The organism is Methylobacterium sp. CM6257, assembly GCF_054611515.1.
In genome coordinates, this window is record NZ_CM137735.1 from 6,803,750 (window position 1) to 6,819,058 (window position 15,309).

Annotated in this window: 10 protein-coding genes and 1 tRNA gene; 7 read left to right on the plus strand and 4 right to left on the minus strand. The window is 67.9% G+C overall.

Annotated elements, in window-relative coordinates:
- Positions 1-50 precede the first annotated feature (50 nt).
- Positions 51-539: a cyanase gene (gene cynS, locus ACYCO6_RS33190; protein WP_459767425.1), complete on the minus strand. Its 489-nt coding sequence runs from the start codon at positions 537-539 to the stop codon at positions 51-53.
- Between the two features lie 311 nt (positions 540-850).
- On the opposite strand from cynS, the gene ACYCO6_RS33195 reads away from it, so the two are divergent.
- The 7 genes from ACYCO6_RS33195 (at position 851) to ACYCO6_RS33225 (ending at position 9,746) form a co-directional block, all read left to right on the plus strand.
- Entirely contained in the window at positions 851-2,740 is a 1,890-nt protein-coding gene (locus ACYCO6_RS33195; protein ID WP_459773832.1) for a sigma-54 interaction domain-containing protein, read from the plus strand.
- 464 nt (positions 2,741-3,204) lie between these two features.
- A complete protein-coding gene (gene tsaE, locus ACYCO6_RS33200) occupies positions 3,205-4,737 on the plus strand; it encodes a tRNA (adenosine(37)-N6)-threonylcarbamoyltransferase complex ATPase subunit type 1 TsaE (protein WP_459773833.1) in 1,533 nt (510 codons plus the stop codon).
- 18 nt (positions 4,738-4,755) lie between these two features.
- Entirely contained in the window at positions 4,756-5,496 is a 741-nt protein-coding gene (locus ACYCO6_RS33205; RefSeq protein WP_459767427.1) for a nucleotidyltransferase family protein, read from the plus strand.
- A 124-nt stretch (positions 5,497-5,620) separates the two neighbouring features.
- A tRNA-Arg gene (locus tag ACYCO6_RS33210) sits at positions 5,621-5,697 on the plus strand.
- Positions 5,698-6,012: 315 nt separating this feature from the next.
- Positions 6,013-6,801 (plus strand): GAF domain-containing protein, encoded by a 789-nt coding sequence (locus tag ACYCO6_RS33215; protein ID WP_459767429.1) that lies wholly within the window; start codon positions 6,013-6,015, stop codon positions 6,799-6,801.
- 156 nt (positions 6,802-6,957) lie between these two features.
- Positions 6,958-8,655: a methyl-accepting chemotaxis protein gene (locus ACYCO6_RS33220; protein WP_459767431.1), complete on the plus strand. Its 1,698-nt coding sequence runs from the start codon at positions 6,958-6,960 to the stop codon at positions 8,653-8,655.
- A 383-nt stretch (positions 8,656-9,038) separates the two neighbouring features.
- Entirely contained in the window at positions 9,039-9,746 is a 708-nt protein-coding gene (locus ACYCO6_RS33225; protein ID WP_459767433.1) for a sigma-70 family RNA polymerase sigma factor, read from the plus strand.
- A gap of 35 nt (positions 9,747-9,781) precedes the next feature.
- On the opposite strand, the gene ACYCO6_RS33230 is transcribed toward ACYCO6_RS33225, so the two are convergent.
- Genes ACYCO6_RS33230 through ACYCO6_RS33240 form a run of 3 tightly spaced genes read right to left on the minus strand, consistent with a single transcriptional unit; the run spans position 9,782 to position 15,054 of the window.
- Positions 9,782-11,884: a DNA polymerase III subunit gamma/tau domain-containing protein gene (locus ACYCO6_RS33230; RefSeq protein ID WP_459767435.1), complete on the minus strand. Its 2,103-nt coding sequence runs from the start codon at positions 11,882-11,884 to the stop codon at positions 9,782-9,784.
- 38 nt (positions 11,885-11,922) lie between these two features.
- Positions 11,923-13,287 carry an HlyD family type I secretion periplasmic adaptor subunit gene (locus ACYCO6_RS33235; RefSeq protein WP_459767437.1) on the minus strand — a complete coding sequence of 455 codons (1,365 nt, stop codon included), beginning with the start codon at positions 13,285-13,287 and terminating at the stop codon, positions 11,923-11,925.
- A gap of 3 nt (positions 13,288-13,290) precedes the next feature.
- Positions 13,291-15,054, minus strand: a complete 1,764-nt coding sequence (locus ACYCO6_RS33240; RefSeq protein WP_459773835.1) for a type I secretion system permease/ATPase — start codon at positions 15,052-15,054, stop codon at positions 13,291-13,293.
- Between the last annotated feature and the right edge of the window lie 255 nt (positions 15,055-15,309).

A 15,309-nucleotide genomic window follows, 5' to 3' on the forward strand; every position in this document is an offset into this window, starting at 1 on the left:
GTCGTCTCAGGTTGAGAGTGCGTTCCGGAGTGTCGGGCCCTCTTCGACGCTCACCCCTCCTTGAGGCCGTATTCCGGGGTGTCGTCGTCGTTGCCGTAGTACTTGTAGGGCAGGAACTTGCCCGACATGGTCAGCCGCACGCGGTCGCCCTTGTTGTTGGCCTCGCGAGCCATGTCCATGTTGAAGTCGATCGCCGACATGATGCCGTCGCCGAACTCCTCCTGGATCAGCTCCTTGAAGGTCGTGCCGTAGACCATCACCAGCTCGTAGAACCGGTAGATCAGCGGGTCGGTGGGCGGCATCGACGGGATCGAGCCGCGGTAGGGCGGCTCGTTGAGCATCCGCTCCTCCGCGGCGGTGAGGCCGAAGAGCTCGGCCGCCCGCTTGGCCTGGGCCTTCGGCAGCTTCATCTGGCCCAGGCAGGCCGCGGTGATCAGGAACGGCGACAGGCCACCGATCGCCTCGTGGATGTGCTTCCAGCTCCAGCCCTTCTCGCGCTTGATGTCGAGCAGCTTCTCGGTGAGGTCTTCGCGCTTCATCGTCGGCTCCCGGAGTTCGATCTGCGATGGGCCCGGTGAGGCCGCGCGCTCCGCGGCCCCACCCACCCGATGCGAGGTGCGCGTCCGGATCGCGACCGGTGAGGGGGGGACGGTCGCGTCCGGACGCGGACATCCGCCGGGCATCGTCGCGGCGTGCCTTCGGGAGCGGCGCCGGCCGACAGGCGGACAGTCTATCTCGGCAAGGGGTATGCCAGCCGGGGTCCCGGATAAATCGCGCGACTGGGCAATAGGTTGGCGCCACCCGCGGCGCTCACGACATTTCGCCGGAAACGAGATATCGTGAGCGGATGATGACATTTCGTGAGCCTGGGGCGGCCGGCACGTTCGGGCCGGTCTTCGAGGCGAGCCCCGATCCCATGCTGGTCCTGGCGCCCGAGGAGGACCGCGTCGCGGACGCCAATCCGGCGGCGGTGCGTCTCCTCGGCTACGGGCGCCCGGCGCTGCGCGGCGCGCGGGCGAGCGCGCTGTTCCCGGGCCAGCTCCCGGCGCTCACGGTCTTCACCGAGGCCGCTCTGGCCAGGGGGCATTGGTGGACGCGGACGCTGTCGCCGCGCGACGCGGCCGGCCGCGACCTGCGGGTCGAGGTCGCGGCCTTCCCGCTCCCGGGCGACGCGATGCGCCTCCTCGTGACCCTGGCGGACCCGGACACGCTCCACCGCCGCCAGGTCGACGGCGAGGCTGAGGCCCACATGCGCGCGGGCCTCTCCGAGTGGCAGCGCGTGGAGCGCATCTTCCGCGACATCGAGCGGGGCAACCAGCTGATCCTGCGCGCGGCCGGGGAGGGGATCTACGGCGTCAACGCGGAGGGCGTGACCACCTTCGTCAACCCGGCCGCCGCGCGCATGCTCGGCTGCGAGGCCGCCGACCTCGTCGGCCGGGACATGCACGCCGCCGTGCACCACACCCGCCCGGACGGCAGCCGCTACCCCCATCGCGACTGCCCGATCTACGCGGCGTTCCGGGACGGGACCGTGCACCAGGTCGATCACGAGGTCTTCTGGCGCGCCGACGGGACCTCCTTCCCGGTCGAGTACACCTCGACGCCGATCCGCGACCGGGGGCGCCTGCTCGGCGCCGTCATCGTGTTCCGCGACATCAGCCAGCGCCGGGAGGCCGAGGCCCGCCTGACGAGCGCGCTTGCGGAGGTCGATTCCCTCCGGGAGCGCCTCGAGCTGGAGAATGCGTACCTGAAGGAGGAAATCCGGGCCGAGCGCCAGCACCAGGGCATCATCGGCCGCTCGCCGGCCATCGCGGCGACCCTTCGGCAGGTCGAGCTCGTGGCCGGGACGGACGCCACCGTGCTGATCACCGGCGAATCCGGCACCGGCAAGGAGCTGATCGCCCGGGCGATCCACGAGTCGAGCCGGCGTAGCGCTCGCCCGATGATCCGGGTGAACTGTGCGGCGATCCCGCGCGAGCTGTTCGAGAGCGAGTTCTTCGGCCACGCCAAGGGCAGTTTCACCGGGGCGCTCCGCGACCGGGTTGGCCGATTCGAACTCGCCGACGGTGGCACGCTGTTCCTCGACGAGGTCGGCGAGATCCCCCTCGATCTCCAGGGCAAGCTCCTGCGCGTGCTGCAGGAGCGCTCCTTCGAGCGGGTCGGCGAGGCGCGCACCCGCGCAGTCGACGTGCGGGTGGTGGCGGCCACCAACCGGGACCTGCGCGCGGAGGTCCGTGGCGGGCGCTTCCGCGAGGATCTCTATTTCCGCCTCAACGTCTTCCCGATCCAGGCGCGGCCTCTGCGCGAGCGTGCCGAGGACATCCCGCCCATCGCTCAGCACCTTCTGAAGGTGGCCGCGCGCCGCCTCAACGTCCCGGAGCCGCGCCTGTCGGAGGGCGATGTCCGCCGCCTCTGCCGCTATGGCTGGCCCGGCAACGTCCGCGAGCTGGAGAACGTGATCGAGCGGGCCGTGATCCTCAGCGCCCGGGGGCGGCTGCGCCTCGATCTGCCGGACGGGGAGCCGGTCCCGGGTGCCGACCCGGTTGCCACAGCTGTCGATCCCGGCGGTCGCCCGCCCACGGAGGCCGAGCGCCGTGCCCGCGACCGCGCCGAGATCGTCTCGGCCCTGGCGCTGGCAGGCGGCCGGATCTCCGGGCCCGGAGGCGCGGCCGAGATGCTCGGCGTGCGCCCGACGACGCTCGCCTCGCGCATCAAGGCGCACGGGATTCCGCGCGGCTGAGCCGGTTCGAACGCCGCCGCGCTCCGGAGGCCGCGAAGTCGCTGATGACGGGTGCCGCGCGCCGCCACTGCAGCGGCGATCTCGGAGGCTCCTCAAGACCGGCGCGCCGAGGCGCAAGCCCTGGCCGCGATGATTGCGCCTTCGGCCGGGGCCATCAGCATGCCGGCCGTCCGATGGCGCGGCCGGAGGTCCTTGCCCGGGCCGCCTGGGATGCCTGGGCGTGGTGCTGCGCGCCGCCGGTCTTCGCCACCGTCGCCTCGGCCTGAGCCTCCCGGGCGACGGCTGAAGGGCTCCGCGAGCGTGGTTTCGGTGCACCGGACGGCCGGGAAGCGCACAACCGCGGCTGGAAACGCTTGCATCCGTGGCGTGTTTCCGGACCATGCGCCCTCTGGTCTCGGAGGCGGGCTTTGGGCGGGGACGATCGGGACGAGCAGAAGGCCAGCGGGGGGGCGGGCGCATCCGCGCTGCCGGGCCCCTGGGAATTCGTGCTTCCGGAGGAGACGGCCACCGAGGATCTCGGCCTGTTCCTGTCCGAGTTCTTGCTCCCGGGCGACGTCGTGGCGTTGTCGGGGGGGCTCGGCGGCGGCAAGACGACGCTCGCCCGGGCGATCATCCGGGAACTGGCAGGCGACCCGGTTCTGGAGGTGCCGAGCCCGACCTTCACGCTGATCCAGCCTTACACGGCCCGCGACGGTCGCGCGATCGTCCACGCCGACCTCTACCGGCTGCGCGATCCCGACGAATTGGTGGAACTCGGCTTCGACGAGATGGCCGAGGGGGCGATCACGCTGGTGGAATGGCCCGACCGGATGCCGCCCCGCGACGGCCCGGTGCTCACCATCGACCTGTCTCTGCGGGCGGAATTCGGCCCCGGTGCGCGGCTTGCCCGGATCGACGGCACTGGCGGCATGCGCGCCCGCCTTGATCGGGCCCGGGCGGTGCGCCGGCTCCTCGACCGCAGCGGCTGGGATCTCGCCGAGCGCACGCTGATGCAGGGGGATGCCTCGTCCCGCGCCTACGAGCGCCTGACGAAGCCCGACGGCACCAGCGCCGTGCTGATGATCGCGCCGCCCCGGCCCGACGGGCCGCCGGTGCGCGACGGCAAACCCTACAGTGCGATCGTGCATCTGGCTGAGAGCGTCCACGCCTTCGTGGCCCTCGACCGGGGGCTGCGGGCGCTGGGCTTCTCGGCGCCGAAGATTTACGGCGAGGATCTCTCCGAGGGCCTGCTGATCCTGGAGGATCTCGGCAGCGAGCCGGTGGTCGAGGCCGGCGCTCCGCGACCTGAGCGCTATTCTGAGGCCGTGCGCCTGCTCGCCAAGCTCCACGCCACGCCGTTGCCCTCGGTCTTGCCGGTAGCGGACGGGATCGAGCATGTCCTGCCCGCCTACGACATGGAGGCGCTGCTGTTCGAGGCGGAGCTGATGCCCGAATGGTACGCCCCCGCGATCCGAAATGTCACGCTGTCCGATGCGGCGCGGGCGGAGTTCGTGGATCTGTGGCGGGCAGCTCTGCAGGGAGCGGTGCCGGACCGGCCCACTTGGACCCTGCGCGACTACCACTCGCCCAACCTGATCTGGTTGCCCGAGCGCGACGGGCTGGAGCGGGTCGGTCTGATCGACTTTCAGGATGCCGTGATGGGCCACCCGGCCTACGACGTCGCCTCCCTGCTGCAGGATGCGCGGGTCGATGCCAGCGCCGAGTTCGAGTTGCGGCTGCTCGGCCTCTACGCCCGCGAGCGCCGGGGCCGGGACCCGGCCTTCGATGTCGGCGCCTTCGCCACCGCCTACGCGCTGCTCGCCGCCCAGCGCGCCACCAAGATCCTCGGTATCTTCGCCCGACTCGACCGGCGCGACGGCAAGCCCGGCTATCTGGCCCATCTGCCGCGGATCGAGGGCTATCTCACCCGCAATCTCGCCCATCCGGCGCTGGCCGGTCTGCGCGCCTGGCACGCGGAACACCTGCCTGGCCTCGTCGCCCCCGCTCCCGAACCCTGACCACGGATCCCTGACCGCATGAGCGAGCCTGCCCCCGCCGTGAGCCGCGCCTTCGTTCTGGCTGCGGGCCTGGGCAAGCGCATGCGGCCGGTGACCGCCACGGTGCCCAAACCCCTTGTGGAGGTGGCCGGCAAAGCCCTCCTCGACCACGCCCTCGACCGGGCCGCCGAGGCGGGGGTCGGCACGGCTGTGGTCAACGTCCACTATCTCGCCGACCTGATCGAGGGGCATCTCGCCCGCAGGACAGGCGGGCCGGCGATTGTCCTCTCCGACGAGCGCGCGGCGCTGCTGGAGACGGGCGGGGGCATCCGCAAGGCGCTGCCCTTGCTGGGCGACCAAGCCTTCGTGGTGCTGAACTCGGACTCGTTCTGGCTCGAAGGGCCGGCCTCCAACCTGCGCCGGCTGATCGACACCTGGGACGAGAGCCGGATGGATTGCCTGCTGCTGGTGGCGCCGACCGCCACCAGCCTCGGCTACGACGGTGCGGGCGACTTCGTGATGGACCCCGACGGACGCCTGGAACGCCGGGGCGAGCGCGAAGTCGCGCCCTTCATCTACGCGGGTGTGGCGATCCTGACCCCGGCCCTGTTCGCCGACACGCCGGAGGGCGCCTTCTCGCTCAATCTCCTGTTCGACCGGGCGATTGCGGCGGGCCGGCTGTTCGGCATGCGCCTCGACGGCCAGTGGCTCCACGTGGGCACCCCGGACGCGATCCGGGCCGCGGAAGAGCGCGTCCAGGCGAGCGCGCAGACACGGTAGCCGCTCCGTCTCTGGCTCTCCGCGCGGATTGATGAAGTCGTTGCCGGGGGTGTCTTGCCAAGCCCGATCCGAGCCTCTAGAAGCCCCTTCACACCGGCGGGCCAAGACCCCGCCGACGTGTCAGGCGCCCGTAGCTCAGCTGGATAGAGCACCAGACTACGAATCTGGGGGTCAGAGGTTCGAATCCTTTCGGGCGCGCCATTCCCGTATAGAACCACGAACGCCGAGCGCGGCTGATGGGCTTGCGCCAGTGACGGCAGCCTTCGGGCTCGCCTTGTCTCCGACGATTCGGATGATGTCGGTCCCAACCGAAGCCCAACCCTGCATTGCTGCCATGCGGCCTCGGCCATTTCACCCCCAGGCGTGTAAACTTAGAATAGTTGATGGCGCGCGGTGGGGCAGGCGCCACACCGCCGGTTGCCGCGTCTCACCATTCGCGCTCAGTTGATGGCCTCCGGCACGGAGCCATCGCTCAGGGCGGGGTGACCAATCCGGATTATGACACAAGCCCAACCCATGTCTGTTCCACCGCGGCGGAACGCATGCCAGCGCGCAGCTGCACTCGACCGGCTGCAGATCATGGATACGCCGCCTGAGCCGGCCTTTGACCGCATCGTGCGCGCGGCCCAGAAGCTCTTCAACGCGCCGATCGCCCTGATCTCCCTGCTCGATGACGAGCGGCAGTGGTTCAAGGCCAAGTGCGGCTTGGACGCACAGAGCACGCCACGCGAACTGGCGTTCTGCAACTACACGGTTCTGCACGACAGCGTGTTTGTTGTGCCCGACGCACAGGCTGAGGCCGCATTCGCATCCAACCCCCTCGTCACGGGACACCCGTTCATCCGCTTCTATGCGGGCGCGCCGCTCACCCTGCTGCCGGGAGTAAGGCTCGGCTCCCTGTGCATCATCGACACGAAGCCACGCACGTTCAGCACAAAGGAAGCGCAGCTTCTCGCGCGATTGGCGCAGGTTGTGGTCGACGAGTTCTGGTTGCGGGACCTTGTCACGACTCCAGGGAAGGCTTCGGTGAGCGCAGAAGCGGCCAAGGGTGATCTCGCGCCACCGCCCCTGATCACGGGAATCCAGGTGCGCGCTGCGCGAGCCTTGTTGGGCTGGTCGGTCAGCAGGCTTGCCGTGGAGGCGGCGCTCTCGCCGAACACAATCAAGCGATTTGAGGCGGAAGATTGTCGGCTTCCTAGCAGCGACGCCACCATATCGGCGCTAAAATCTGCTCTTGAGGCGAATGATATAGTATTTATTGGCCACGATACTGCCGCTCCCGGGGTGCAGCTGCTACGAAAATAAAACAACATATATTGTCGGTCGATGGCATTAGAGGAATTTTAAGAGCTGGTTGGCCATTTTGCGCAACAGCAGACCGCCAAGCGGCAGCGCGGCTCTCCGGTCCCGGCGACCAGACGGGACGTGGTATCAATGGCAACGCCGCTCTTGGGATGATGAATGTCGTTGTTCTCTCGCGGCGATCGCGCCGTGCGCGATGCCATGGCCCGCGCGCAGGGGGTCGCGGAGCTGACCCTCGCCGGTACCATTCTGAGCGCGAACGCCCGCTATCTCGATCTGCTCAGCTATACGTTGGAAGAGCTGAGAGGGCTTCCAGCTGGCGGGGTCCTGCCTCCTGGGGACCGGGACAGCCGAGAGTACCGTGAGCTCTGGGATGCCGTGACGCGCGGCGAAGATCGGGAAGCCTGCGCCCGCCATCTGACCAAACAGGGCGCCACAATCTGGCTACAGGTCAGTTACTGCCCGGTGCGCGACCGCGCTGGTCGTGTCACCAAGGTCGTCCAGCTCGCGACCGACGTGACCGCGCATCAGCAGCGCAGCGTCGAACAGGACGCGATACTCAGTGCCATCGAGCGCTCGCGGGCCTCCATCGAGTTTGCCGTCGATGGCACAATCCTCGCTGCAAACACAAATTTCCTCAGTGTGGTGGGCTACACCCTTGAGGAGATCCGAGGCCGCCATCACAGCCTTTTTGTCGATCCCGCGGAGCGCGAGAGCCAAGCCTACCGCGACTTCTGGGCCGGCCTGGCGCGTGGCGAGTTCCAAGGCGCCGAGTACAAGCGCATCGCCAAGGGCGGTCGGGAGATCTGGCTGCAGGCCATCTACAACCCGATCTGCGATGACCAGGGCAAGGCCTGTAAGGTTGTGAAGTTCGCCACCGATATCACGCACGAGAAGCTGCGTCGCGCTGACGTGGCGGGACAGATCGCGGCCATCAACCGCTCGCAGGGCGTTATCCACTTCGGGCTCGACGGCACCGTGCTGGACGCCAACGAGAACTTTCTGAGCGTGATTGGCTACCGCTTCGACGAGATCCGCGGCAAACACCATCGGACCTTCGTCGAGCCGGATCATGCGGCCTCGTCCGAATACCAGCAGCTCTGGCAGGCGCTGCGGCGCGGCGAGTTTCAGGCAGGCGTGTTCAAGCGGATCGGCAAGGGTGGTCGACCCATCTGGATCCAGGCCAGTTACAACCCGATCCTCGATGCGGATGGCAGGCCGTTCAAGGTCGTAAAATACGCCACCGACATCACCGCCAAGACGGCCGCGCAGCGGGCCGCGGCGGATGCCTCGGGTCGCACCCTGATGAACGTGCAGACCGTGGCGTCGGCCGCCGAGGAGCTGAGCGCGTCCATCGGTGAGATAGCGCAGAGCCTGGCTCGCTCCCGGTCGGACGCCGACGCCATTCACGATCAGGCCACCCACGCAGACGGCCTGACCGCGAAGCTCCACGATGCGGCGCGTTCGATGAGCGGGGTCGTGCAGCTCATTCAAAGCGTCGGTCAGCAGATCAACCTGCTCGCGCTCAACGCCACGATCGAGGCAGCCCGGGCGGGAGAAGCCGGACGCGGCTTCGCTGTCGTGGCAGGCGAGGTGAAGAACCTGTCCACCCAGGTGACGCAAGCGACCGGGCGGATCGCTCAGGACATCCTGGGGATGCAGGGGATTTCAGACGAGGTCGTGGGTGCCCTGACGTCGATCGTGCAGGCGATCGGCTCGGTTCGCGAGATGGTCACGGCGACCGCCTCGGCTGTCGAAGAGCAGAGCGCCGTCACACAGGAGATCTCGTCCAGCATGATCGTCGCCGCGCAGGAGGTTGGTGAGATCGACACGAGTCTGCAGGCGCTCACAGGGTGAGGCGCGCACATCGGCCGGTCGGGTCGCCCCTGATTCCAGGCCACGTTCCGGCGGCCCACCTGCTCGGAGGCTTCGCAATCATCTCGGGTCCGTAGCGCATCAGGAGGGTGGCTTGGCGGTCCTCTGACTGCGCGCCATGCCCTGCTGAGCCCAGCGCGCTGGAATGCGAGACGCTCAGCGGCGGCTTGCCCCGGCCTCGATGATCCGGTCGCGTTTGCAAGCGGCCCGCCAGCCGAGGCGAGGTATTGATGACCGGCGCCAGACATTCGCGCGTCCAGTCACCGAGCTTGCCGCGGCGTCGCAGGCCTTGATGGTCGTACAGTAAATACTTATTATGGACTCGCTGTATGGCCCCAGCTGGCTAGATCGGGATCGAGCACCGCATGCCGTTCCGTCCGGGTACTCGGTCGCCACGGGGCGATGATGGGATTTCAACGTCGCGCTCCATCAGGGCCGACAACCGCCCGCCCCTTCCGCGCGCACTCCACGGCACCATCGGTGCCTGCCTGCGCAGCCTGTACGCGCCGAGCCTTCGCGCGCAGCTGCCGAGACGACTCCTGACGCTCGTATCCCAGCTTGAGGCGTCTTCGGACCGGCCGCAGGTGCTGAGTCCGGACAGGTTCCGCGACGACCTCCTGCGCCTGCTTCCCGACCTGAGACGGTTTGCACATTCGATCACCCAGAGGGCGGACCAGGCAGACGATCTCGTCCAAGAGACGTTTCTCAGGGCTTGGCAGAGCCAGGATCACTATCGTGCGGGCACCAACCTGAAGGCGTGGACCTTCACGATTATGCGGAACAGCTTCTACTCTGAGAAGCGCAAGTTGAGACGTGAGGTTTCCGATGTCGACGGGGCCGCTGCGGGGCGCTTGGTCGAACCTGCCGATCAGGTTCACAAGGTCGCCTTGCAGGAGGTCTGGTCGCGCATGCGGACCTTGCCCGAGACGCAGCAAGAGGCACTGATGCTCGTCGCTGCGCAGGGCATGACGTATGAGGAGGCCTCGACAATCCTGGGATGCCAAGTCGGTACGGTGAAGAGCCGGGTCAGCCGAGCGCGGAAACGTTTTCCTGATTCCGCTGGCCTGCCCTGACGTTCTCGTAGCCGCCGCGCATTCTGACCGCGTCGTCAGGAGTGTAGATCGAAGTGGTGCGCGTTGGCGCCGTGATCCGAGACCCCGATCAGCCCGACGTCGCCGTGCGTCCCGCCCTCGGCCGGTGGGTGGCTTGGCACTGCCGCCTGCCCGTGCTGGCCATCGGCCGCGAACACGAGGTTCCCGGCCGGATCGACGCGCGCTGCCGGTGACTGCGCCTGGCTTTGCCCGCTGGCATGGGACGTCTGACTGGTCGACGCCGGTTGTTCACCGCTCACCGCGGCCGGCGTTTCTGATCCTGCGGGATCCGTCGGCTGGTTTGAGCCCGCGTGAGGTCGGAGATTTCCGGTCTCCTTGAGCTGAACCGGCGCCTCGGCGCTCTGGCCGGACGACCCGCCAGCCTGGGCATGGCCCGGATCCGCCCCGGCCTGCGACGCGCCCGTCGGGGTGGCAGCGTTCGCGCCGTTGGCCGCGCCGTGACCGTCGGCGCCGTGCGGGTCCGATCCGCTGTTCTTGAGCTGACCGGGCGCCTCGGCGCTCTGGCCGGACGACCCGCCGGCTGGGGCATGGCCCGGATCCGCCCCGGCCTGCGACGCGCCCGTCGGGGTGGCAGCGTTCGCGCCGTTGGCCGCGCCGTGACCGTCGGCGCCGTGCGGGTCCGATCCGCTGTTCTTGAGCTGACCGGGCGCCTCGGCGCTCTGGCCGGACGACCCGCCGGCTGGGGCATGGCCCGGATCCGCCTCGGCCTGCGACGCGCCCGACGGCGTGGCAGCGTTCGCGCCGTTGGCCGCGCCGTGACCGTCGGCGCCGTGGTGCTCCTGATCGGACCCGCCCTCGCTTGTGCCTGAGTGACCCGCATCAGCGACCGTGCTCGCGGCGTGCAATCCCCCTGTGTCCGAGAAGGAGCCGGTTCTCGCGGCGTGGTCCGGTCTTCCTGAACCATCCTCCCCACGTGTAGAGGTCAAATGATTCAGCTCGGGCTGTGTCGTCGCGTTGATCCCGTTGATCTGGGCTGGTGACGCCTCGGAAGCCGAATGCCCGGCAGCCTGGGGCGCACTCTGAGTCTGAGACGCAGCCTCACCCGTTGTGCTCGGCGATGGGGCCGCCTGTCCTGCGGCTTCGGCGTCCCCCGATGCCGCCGCGCCGGCGTCCGATCCGGCTTCCGGAGTAGACGATGAACCTGCGGCACGGGACGTGCTCGCCTCCGCAGCACGCGTCGAAATGTGATACGCGGGCTCCAGGCTTGTCCGTGCAGGGCCGTGCACGAGCGTCGGAAGTCCGAGGCCTATGGCTCCAAAGTCGGCGTTGCCCGATTGGGAAGGGACGGCCGACGTCGGCTCGGCCGTTATGAAACCGGATGCGCCGCTCGCTGCGTGGTCGCCTGAGCCGGAGGTGAGTGGTGCACCCGAATTCGCGGAGTGTACTGCGCCGCCCGTGGGCACCGAGACGCTGCCCTGTTCCCACGAGGCGGCGCTGTTGCTCCCCTGCGAGCCGAAGTACAGCCCCGACTCCGTCCCCTGCTCGACATGGTCGGCGGCCAAGGCATCCGCGGCGAAGACCATCGCCGAGAACACGATGACCCCGAACTGCTTACGATGGCTGTCGCGCTCATCGGCATCGCCGGAGTCGCCGGCGCCGGCCGGTCCATGCTGAAGCGTCTGGCCCGCCTGACTGGCCGGGAACGGGTTTTCAGCCGAATGGTCTTGGTCGTCCGCGCGTGCGTCATGGGGCGACAGGCTGAGAGCCGCAGCCGCGACGAGAGCCGCGAGCAGGGCGGCCGGATGGACCGAGAGCTTCGTTCCGTCGGCGCCTTGCGGGATCGGAAGAAGTTCGGGGTAGCGTTGGGCGACTTGGTTGATAAGTGCGCGGAAATCGCTTCCCCGCACCGGGCCATCCAAGACCTCGGAGGCAATGACGTAGCTGCCGTCGATCCTGGCAAAATGCATGATCGCGTCGCCGTCCGGCCGGCAGAAGACGAACCAGGGCTCCGCCTCGTCGCTCAGGCCCTGTTCGCTGCCGATCTGCAGGCCGGCCCGGATCAGCGCGGCCTCGACGCGGTAGAATTCCGCGAGTTCCTGCTGCGACCAGCCGCCCTGGCTCGTCGATGCGGGCCGGAAGAATGAGATGACCGCACCCATCGGAACCTCACTTCCGCAACTGGACTGACGAACAGGCTCTATCGTTCATGGAAACCGTGTCCGAGGGCATCGAAGAAGGGCGCAATCAGATAGTCGAGTGCTGTGCGCTCACCGGCCGACACGACGATTTCGGCGGGCAGGCCTGCCACGAGACGCGGTCGGACGTCGTCAGGCAACTGGTGATCGTCGATCTCGACCGTCCCGGCGAAATAAGCCTGCTTCGTCCCGTCATCGATCAGGCGATCGCGGGAGACCATCGTCAGCGTCCCGAAGATAGCGGGCGTGCGGCGCGTCTGGAAGGCTGGGAACTTGACCTCGGCCCGCATGCCGGGATGGACGGCTTCCAGATCGTTCGGTGCAAACTGAACGCTGATCACCAGCCGATCGTTCGTCGGGACGATCTCCATCAGCGGCTCGCCAGAGCGGATCACCTGTCCGATCGTGTAGACTTTCAATCCCTGGATGACACCCTGGTGCGAGGCCCGGACCTCGTGCCGCCGGAGAACATCCTGGGCAACGATGAGCTTCTCGCGCAGTTCGGCGATCTTCTGGCGGGTGTCTAGAAGCTGTGATGTGAGTGCTTCCTGAAGCTTCTGCTTGAGCTGCGCAGCCTGCATCCCAGCCTCGTTGATGCCGTTCTGCGCCTTGGCGGTCTCTGCCACGGAACGCCCGATGACACCCTCGAGGCGCGCGTGCTCGCGTTCCATCATCAAGACACGGGAGAGCGGGATGAGGTTCTTCTCGCGCAGGCCGCGCAGGCCCTCCAGCTCCTGCTGGATCAGGGCGACCTGTTGCTCGACCGACGCCTTCTCGACCGCGAGCCCGGAAATCTCGGTCTTCAGTTGCGTGACGCGCGCTTGGATCAGCGCAAGCTGTGCCTGGAAGGACGCGCGCCGCTCCGCCAGCTGACTGGCTTGATCGTCGATCATGCGGGCGACGGCCCGGTCATCCCGCCGCGCCGTGATCTCCGGCGGCAGGACCAGATCCGAGCCCTGATCCTGCTCGGCGCGCAACCGTGCCTCGAGGATCAGGGCCGCATCGAGCTGACCGCGAAGCAGGTCGTTGCTGGCACGCGATTGCACCGGATCGATGCGGAGCAAGACGTCGCCGGCGCGGACGGTCTGCCCGTCCCGCACCAGTACCTCCTGCACGATGCCGCCCTCGAGATGCTGCACTACCTTGCGGCTGCCTTCCGCGACGATCAGGCCGGGACTGATGACCGCCCGGTCGAGGCGCGCATGGGCGGCCCATGTCCCGACGACCCCGAACGTCGCGAAGATGACCGCATAGCCAGCGACGGCGTATAAGCGCCAGTTCGTCAGACCGCCGGGACCGGTCCGCTCCCCATCGGGCGTTCGCCGCAGCGGCGACAGGCTCAGTATTGCGGCTCGAGAGACGGTCATCGCTTATCCCGCGCTCCGCTGCGCCTCGGCGTCTCGGCGGATTTGGGACGCCGTGGGACCGACGGACGGCACCAAGGTCGGGACCGGACGCGGACCGGTGATCTGTGAGAGAACCTGCTCCGCCGTGCCGGAGATCTGCAACCTGCCCTCGTTCATGAGCAGAACACGGTCGGCCTCGGCGAGCAGGCTGACTTTGTGGGTCACGATCACCACTGTTGTCCCCGAGCGCTTCAGGTCCGCCACGGCCCGCATCAGCGCCGTCTCGCCGAGCTGGTCGAGACTCGCATTCGGCTCGTCGAGCACAACCAAGCTCGGTTCGCCGTAGAGGGCGCGGGCCAACGCGATGCGCTGACGCTGGCCGCCGGACAACCCGTGTCCTCCCCGCCCGACCACCGTATTGTAGCCCTCAGGGAGGGACTGGATCAGCTCGTGACAGCCAGCCCTTCGGGCCACCTCGATGACGCTCGCGTCGTCCTCGGCAGCGAACCGTGAGATGTTCTGCGCCACTGTGCCGTCGAACAGTTCCACATCCTGAGGCAGGTACCCGACGTGCTGCCCGAGCGCCTGCTTGTCCCAGTGGCGCAGGTCGGAGCCGTCGATGCGCACGGTGCCCTCGAGCAAGGGCCAGATCCCCGTGAGGGCGCGCACAAGCGTCGATTTGCCGGCAGCGCTCGGACCGATAATCCCCACGATGCTGCCAGGCTCGAGCCGGAAGCTGACCTCGTTGAGGATTGGCCGCGTGGACCCGGGCGCCGCGACGGAAATCGTCTCGGCCTGGATCAAGCCTCGCGGGCGCGGCAGCATCAGGCGGCGGGTTTCCGGCTGGGCGACGTCGATGAGATCCGTCAGCCGCCGATAACTGGCGCGGGCGGCCGTGAAGCTTTTCCAGTTGCCCACGACGGCCTCGATGGGCGCGAGCGTGCGGCCGATGATGATCGACGCGGCGATCATCGAACCGGCGGAGATCTCGCGGTGAATGGCCAAGTACGCGCCTGCACCCAGAACCAGCGTCTGCAGGAGCATCCGGACGAACTTCGTCGCGGCGACGATCAGGCCGGCGCGATCGCTTGCACGAGCCTGAAGGACCAGGACATCGTCGTGGCGACGACGCCAGAGGCCCCGCAGGGACGCCAGCATGCCCATGGCCTGCAACACTTCCCCGTTCCGGAAGACCGCGGCGGCCTGCTGCCCCGCCTCCCGCGAGGCCTGACTGGCGGCCTCGAGTGCCCAGCGCGTGGCGATCTCGTTGAGCAACGTCAGACCCAGGATCATGCCTCCGCCGACAAGCGCCATCCACCCGAACCAGGGATGCAGCACGAAACAGGCAAGGAGAAAGATCGGAATCCAGGGCAGGTCGCAGAACGCCAGCATGCCGCTGCCCGTCAGGAATTCGCGCAGGACATCCACGTCGCGCAGTGCCGTTTCGTACCGTGCTCCAGGCCGGACCAGCATGCCGCGATGGGCGGCATCGAAGATCGGGTTGGCGATCTTCTGGTCGAAAATCACACCCCCGCGCACCAGGAGGCGGGACCGCAACATTTCCAGGGTCGCGTAGACGGCGAGACCGAAGGCTGCGATCAATGTGATCCCGATGAGGGTCGTTTCACTTCTGCTTGGGATCACGCGGTCGTATATCTGAAGCATATATAGAGGGCTGATAAACAGCAGAAGATTGATGAACAATCCAAAAATCACAGCCGTGGCTAGTACCGGCCGGAGTGCGCGCAAGCCGATGGCCAATGCCGACTGCAGCGAGTGGTCGCTCATACTGCCCTCTTCCTGCAATCGTCTGGCGCCTTCACCGATTTTCAAAGACTGACCTTGAGAAAGCCTCGCATGGAAAACCCGCGTGCGCCAAGGATCGCGCTCGCGCACGCAGCGGATGGGCGTAGACATGTCCGGGCGCCCGCCCAGGAACACGATACGGCGGGACAGCCATCGGCGCCCTCCTTCATGTTAGTCTCTGAGACGTGATGATAGGGCCGTTCAGATACGTGCCAAGCATCGCAACGCCCGCGGCGA

Excerpts from the sequence above, each read along its gene's own strand:
- cynS (WP_459767425.1), bottom strand. The coding sequence starts at position 539 with ATGAAGCGCGAAGACCTCACCGAGAAGCTGCTCGACATCAAGCGCGAG.
- ACYCO6_RS33195 (WP_459773832.1), top strand. The coding sequence starts at position 851 with ATGACATTTCGTGAGCCTGGGGCGGCCGGCACGTTCGGGCCGGTCTTC.
- ACYCO6_RS33205 (WP_459767427.1), top strand. The coding sequence starts at position 4,756 with ATGAGCGAGCCTGCCCCCGCCGTGAGCCGCGCCTTCGTTCTGGCTGCG.
- ACYCO6_RS33215 (WP_459767429.1), top strand. The coding sequence starts at position 6,013 with ATGTCTGTTCCACCGCGGCGGAACGCATGCCAGCGCGCAGCTGCACTC.
- ACYCO6_RS33220 (WP_459767431.1), top strand. The coding sequence starts at position 6,958 with ATGTCGTTGTTCTCTCGCGGCGATCGCGCCGTGCGCGATGCCATGGCC.
- ACYCO6_RS33225 (WP_459767433.1), top strand. The coding sequence starts at position 9,039 with ATGCCGTTCCGTCCGGGTACTCGGTCGCCACGGGGCGATGATGGGATT.
- ACYCO6_RS33230 (WP_459767435.1), bottom strand. The coding sequence starts at position 11,884 with ATGGGTGCGGTCATCTCATTCTTCCGGCCCGCATCGACGAGCCAGGGC.
- ACYCO6_RS33235 (WP_459767437.1), bottom strand. The coding sequence starts at position 13,287 with ATGACCGTCTCTCGAGCCGCAATACTGAGCCTGTCGCCGCTGCGGCGA.
- ACYCO6_RS33240 (WP_459773835.1), bottom strand. The coding sequence starts at position 15,054 with ATGAGCGACCACTCGCTGCAGTCGGCATTGGCCATCGGCTTGCGCGCA.